This window comes from Microbulbifer discodermiae (genome assembly GCF_040742695.1).
Classification (GTDB): Bacteria; Pseudomonadota; Gammaproteobacteria; order Pseudomonadales; family Cellvibrionaceae; genus Microbulbifer.
Genome location: NZ_JBFLAB010000105.1, coordinates 1 through 5,400, shown reverse-complemented (window position 1 = coordinate 5,400; position 5,400 = coordinate 1). Strand labels below are relative to the sequence as shown.

Below are 5,400 nucleotides of genomic sequence, written 5' to 3'. Positions count from 1 at the left end.
TCAGCCAAGCTGAATGGTCATGATCCCTTTGCGTATCTGAAAGATGTGATGCAGCGATTACCGATGCATCGCGCCAGTGCTATCGGCGAGCTGCTGCCCCATAACTGGGTTCCTGCTGACAAGGTGTGATGCCCGGACGCTTACTGTGTACGGTCGTATCAACTTCTCGGAACTGCCTGATTGCTTCTGAGAATTCAATCGGGATAATGATGATCACGGTAGTCATAGATTGCCCCTGAGTTGAATGGCCAACATGAAAAAGCCCTCTGTAAGATCGACTGGAGTCCTCTTTCGAGCTTTCCTCTGCCTGCAGGCACCAATATTGGCGGCGGCGGATAGAGTGCTGGAGTTAGAGGCACCTGCCCCTCTTGCGGAACTCGCAGATCCTTGTAAAGGAAAGAGTCTAGGTGCGGCCTGTACGATTTTCTTCGAGAAGGAATGGCAGGAAAGATTCTGTGTCGCGGGCCGGGAGAGCACCCTGGTTTGTGTTGGCGGTGAACCAAAGAAACTAGGGCCTGTTGGCACTAACTGAGATAGCCCTGCTGCTACTGGTTTAGTGGCCTGCGGCGTTAGGAATTGCGCTGTGTGGTGGATCCACATAAGCAATTTCTAACGCCGCAGGGCGCGAAACCAGGGGCAGCCCTTCGGGTTGTGTCGTAAAAGGCGCCACTCTTCGTTGCTCGTCGCTCATTTGGAACAACCAAACCTCACTCCTCTTGCCTCGATTGGCCCCTTTTCTGTCACAACAGGGCCAACTCAGTTAGTGTCAACAGGCCCTAGACCCAAAGCTGTATGAGGCCTGTGCCGGGAAAGCGGAGAAGGATGCTTGTGTAACTCCCATAAGGGATCCTCGGACTGGGAAATACCAGAGTATGGACGGCCACTGTAATAGGTATCGGGGGAATGGGTTGCTGTGCCTGCCTGGAGAGTGGCCCTGGAGGGACTAGGGCCAGTTGAAATTCACTGAAGCCTTGCTGTCACTGTTTGTTTTGGCCAGAAAGGCAGCAACCGTGAAGTTCGAAGAATAGAAAATATCGCATCCCTGCTCACTCTGATTTACCCATCATCACTCCGTTTGGCTGAGATATAAGGCAGCGGCTTTGCCGTCTCCATCGGCAAGGATCAGGTCACTCTTCCCATCGCCATTGAGGTCTGCCAGGGCCACTCCCCATGGGTTGGGGATTTTGGCATCCTTAAATCTTATGGTCTCAACCTTCGTTTTATTACCGAGGATAACAAGCAGTTCACCGGACCAGTTGGTAACCATTGAATCTTCAAGGCCATCGCCATTGATATCACCAACGGCTATCTGCTTGGCACCCGAGGGAGTGCTTATTGCCATTTTGTCCGCTTCACTGAATGTTCCATCGCCGTTCCCTGGAATGAAGGTGACAGAACCGCCATTTGAGCCAATGAGAATATCCGGCTTTCCGTCGCCATTCATTTCTGCCAATTCAACCACAAAGGGGGACGTATAGGGGGCCAGCTTTTCCAGGGTAAAAGACGGGGTACTTGAACCGTTATGGGTCACAATGCCAATCTCTCTCGGGTTGGGAGTTACCATATCAATTTGTCCGTCATCATTGATGTCACCGATAGCAAAGCCGCGATATAGATCTCCTCCTGCATTGATCAGCTGTCCCGGCGTTTCGAAGCTGCCAGTGGCCAGCCCCTTAAAGTAACGCATACCATTGTCACCACGGCTGTCGACAATCAGGTCTAGTCTCTTGTCGCCATCAAGATCAGCCAACTTAACCACATGTATATGGGGTTTCACATCTATTTTCAGTGGCGATAGAGGCGATGCTTTAAAGCCCCCCTTTCCGTCACCCAACAGCAGGCTGACGTAGTCGGTTTCGTGGTTGGCCACTACCAAATCGGCATTGCCGTCGTTATTGAGGTCGGCAGCTGCCATATCTGACGGATTCTCACCAACCGGGACACTGCCCACTTTGACTAAACCACCCCGTCCGTTGCCCTGATAAATCGCAGCATTACTGGCCGTATAGCTGGAAAAAATAACATCAACAGCGCCATCAGCATTGAAGTCCAGAACGGTAATTACCGGTTGGCCTGCACTGACATTCAGCGGAGTGGGTTTGAAGGTGATATTGTCGATTTCCACGGCTTTTGCCTGGAAAACGAGTGCGTATACCGAAATAAGCAGAGAATAAGCTGCATATTTGTGTTGAATCATAGAGCCAACTGTCCTTGATTAACTTTTCAACACTCTATCGCGTAAAAGGGGCTACCGGAAGGCGTCCTTGTCAGCCTAAGGGGAAATAAAGGAAAAACACACTCATTGTCGCTTAAAGCTACCGCTTGATTGAATTATTTGCAAAAAACGAATACGGTAGCTTTGCTGCCATAGCGCCCAGCCGCTGAACCGGTACAGGCAAAGAAAAAACAGCTAAAAACAGCTAAAAACAGCAAAAAACAGCAAAAAACAGCAAAAAATAGATAAGCAGCCAAAAAATACCGCAGTTCTCGTCACTTAACCCGCGAAACGCCCTGTAATGGCGGCGCTCGCGGGAAATCTATAGCTACAACGAATCGTCAATAAATAGGGAAGGACTACACCATGATCGCGTGAGTAAGGCATAGGCGCCACCTCCCGGTGCGGCAACACCGAGAGATGGCTAACCCCGAAAGATACTAGAGATATCTAGCGAGGCTGTCTTGGATGATACGCCACACATTCGCTCGTCTTCAATAAGGTTCCCCCTGAAGCCGGGCTCTATTGGCCACCCCCGCCCCTGGCGCCGGGGTGTCCTGTGGCGTAGCGCGACCATTGGTGTGGTGCTCTACTTCAGCCGCGCACCGCCCCGGCTACGTGGCCTCTCCCCGGATTTATCTCTTATTTTCCCTAAGGACCGCGCCTGCGGCGAGAGAAACGGCGTAAAGCCAATTGCTTTGTCAGCGCCTTTCCGCCCCAGGCGATTCAAGGAGCCTATAAAGATGGCCGTATTCCCCTGTAGATTGTCTGAGCCACTACAACTGGAAAGCTTTTATACCATTACGCCCGTAGCCATCCACGACGATATCGTGGAGTTGGACATTGCGCCATGCGAAGTTGGTCGCCCCCTTTGGCTCAAGCGCTTATTTGAGCTGCAGGAGCAAGCCTGGGAGCTGGCGGACCACCAGGCCATGTTCCCCTCTTCCCATACACCAGCCCAACCCAAACCGACCAAGCGAAAGCGATCTTGACCCAAGAGTAGGGCGTCACGAAATACGGGGCGCCCAAAGCGGTACCGCCAGTGCCTGCCTTCCCTTGCCTTCACCAAGGGGAGGTACGCACAGTCTATGTGGCTGCCAGTGGCTTTCCACCCGATACAAAGCTACTTCCTTAGGCGAGATGGAGTATGCCCTGGGGAAAACCGTATCCGGATAGTGGTATCGCTTTGTTGAAGATTTGATCAGATAAGAACCGGAACCTCATTTACCGCACCCCTTATCTTTGGGGGAAAGAACAATATCACCGAGAAAACGGGAAAATACACGAAGCCACAGTAATGGTATATTCCAGGGCAGTGGACTCAATGGCCATGTCTCTATTTTGGACAATCGCGCCAATTGCACATATAACTATCTGAGTTTAAAGAAAATCTTTGAGAGCTGACACAGAGGTGCTTTCGGGATGGTATTAAGAATAATAGTGATCACGACAACACAATATAAAAATTAGGGGTTTATAATGTCGAATTTAATTAAATGGTCTTGCATAGTTGGGAGCCTGCTTCTTTTATGTATGGGGCTGTTTCATGGCTCTGGTTTCAACTGGATAAGTGGCGAGATTACCCAGTCAAATATTGCGCCGGTTTTAAAAGGTATATTTCCTGTTCTTTTTATTCACGTATCTATTCAATTGATAGGACTGGCTATTCTGGGGGCATCCTTAGTCTTTTTTCAAAATGGTATTCGGGTTATTGCCTCTTTTATAACAATAATGGTAGCAGCAAATGTAGGCTTGGCCTTTTGGCTGGGGGCCTTCATCCCGGGGATTGCCCTATCATGCGCCGCAATCTGTTTTGGCTTTGTAGCGGCACAGCCCGAGGAACAAGTAGTTTCTAAAGCTGATTCCTGACAAAAGGCCTGCCGAGGACGTACTTTGTGCGCTTCGCACTTCAACTCCGTTCATAAGGCAGGTAATATGACTTCAGATTATCTATGAAAAGTAGACACCTCATTCCCTCAAAATACGCATCTAACTGGAATTAAGCAAAGCAAAGCGGAGTCGTTACAACCAGTTCACATCAGAAAAAGGACAGGCTAGCTCTAGCGTGTGTGGATAAATTAAATTCCTCTATCATCGTAAGCGTTGCCACACTGCAAATAGAAATCTCAGGCAAGGACCCTATAAACGAAATTGTCACGTAAAGCATACCTAAATGCATGTCTGCTTATAGTGGGTAAAATTAGTGTACTTTGCCAGCTATGTCTGGTATTTATGGCCGGGTATGTCTTGTATGCCACGGCGTACTAATGGGAGTGGCGCAGAATGAGCATAAAATACGAAGAAAAGGTTCCAAGCCCAAGGGAATACTGTGATCTGCGTGTGAAAGCAGGTTTGTCAGAAAAATCCTTGGAAGCTGCAAGAATTGGACTGCCAAACAGTTTATATGGTATCTCGATCAGAGATGCTGAAACGCTGATTGCAATGGGGCGCGTAGTTGGTGATGCCGCATGTAATTTTGAGGTTGTTGATGTAGCTGTAGATCCAGGTTACCAGGGAAAAGGGTTGGGCAGAAAAATTATGGAGTATATAGACAGCTATTTGGCCTCAGTGGCACTGGAGGGATCATACATTTCGATGATTGCCGATGAACCAATGTTCTATGAAAAACTTGGCTATCGACTTGTGTCTCCTGCAAGCCAGGGCATGACCAAAAAATTTAAACCAAATATGCGGTATCAATCTCAAGGTTGATTTGCAATGCAAAGTAATTTCGGTTTATATTTTGTTTAGTAATAAAGATACAGTATATTGGCTTGCCCCGTTATGTTGCCAAGGCTTGTCATTTAAAATTATGCCCTGTTTGGGGGGCAGTAAAAGAACAGGGAGCATAACTAATGAATGTCGTAAAAATAACGAATAAAATTGCGCTTGTTACCGTATTTCTGCTGATGTATTGGGTATTTATTTTTATATGTTCATCGGTTTTTGACTTTAAAGTTTTTGAGCGAAATCTGACTGAGATATTTTTGTTAAGTATTCTCGGTATATTTGCAATTCTATTTGGAATGACCATTCTCAATATTACCTAATTACCACTCTTGCTAAGCTATAGATAACTGTATATAAATACAGTCATCTTATTGATCTGCAAGGGGATCTGCCATGGCCCGCAACAAAGTACAGTTTCAGAAAGGTATCAGTCTGACAGAGTTCCTCAAGCAGTA

Annotated in this window: 4 protein-coding genes; 3 read left to right on the top strand and 1 reads right to left on the bottom strand. The window is 47.9% G+C overall.

Annotation, left to right across the window (positions count from 1 at the left end; all coding sequences use genetic code 11):
• Nucleotides 1-129, top strand: a 129-nt coding sequence (locus AB1S50_RS18750) for a transposase domain-containing protein (protein WP_367152741.1), incomplete at its 5' end; no start/stop codon positions are given.
• A 937-nt stretch (nt 130-1,066) separates the two neighbouring features.
• Here AB1S50_RS18750 and AB1S50_RS18745 read toward each other — a convergent pair.
• Nucleotides 1,067-2,197 (bottom strand): FG-GAP repeat domain-containing protein, encoded by a 1,131-nt coding sequence (locus AB1S50_RS18745; RefSeq protein WP_367152740.1) that lies wholly within the window; start codon nt 2,195-2,197, stop codon nt 1,067-1,069.
• 1,497 nt (nt 2,198-3,694) lie between these two features.
• Between AB1S50_RS18745 and AB1S50_RS18740 the strand changes: the two genes are divergently transcribed.
• Entirely contained in the window at nt 3,695-4,084 is a 390-nt protein-coding gene (locus AB1S50_RS18740; protein WP_367152738.1) for a hypothetical protein, read from the top strand.
• Nucleotides 4,085-4,498: 414 nt separating this feature from the next.
• Nucleotides 4,499-4,927 carry a GNAT family N-acetyltransferase gene (locus tag AB1S50_RS18735; protein ID WP_367152736.1) on the top strand — a complete coding sequence of 143 codons (429 nt, stop codon included), beginning with the start codon at nt 4,499-4,501 and terminating at the stop codon, nt 4,925-4,927.
• Nucleotides 4,928-5,400 lie beyond the last annotated feature (473 nt).

Bases quoted from the DNA above. Each gene is read 5' to 3' on its own strand.
- AB1S50_RS18745 (WP_367152740.1), bottom strand. From the start codon at position 2,197: ATGATTCAACACAAATATGCAGCTTATTCTCTGCTTATTTCGGTATAC.
- AB1S50_RS18740 (WP_367152738.1), top strand. From the start codon at position 3,695: ATGTCGAATTTAATTAAATGGTCTTGCATAGTTGGGAGCCTGCTTCTT.
- AB1S50_RS18735 (WP_367152736.1), top strand. From the start codon at position 4,499: ATGAGCATAAAATACGAAGAAAAGGTTCCAAGCCCAAGGGAATACTGT.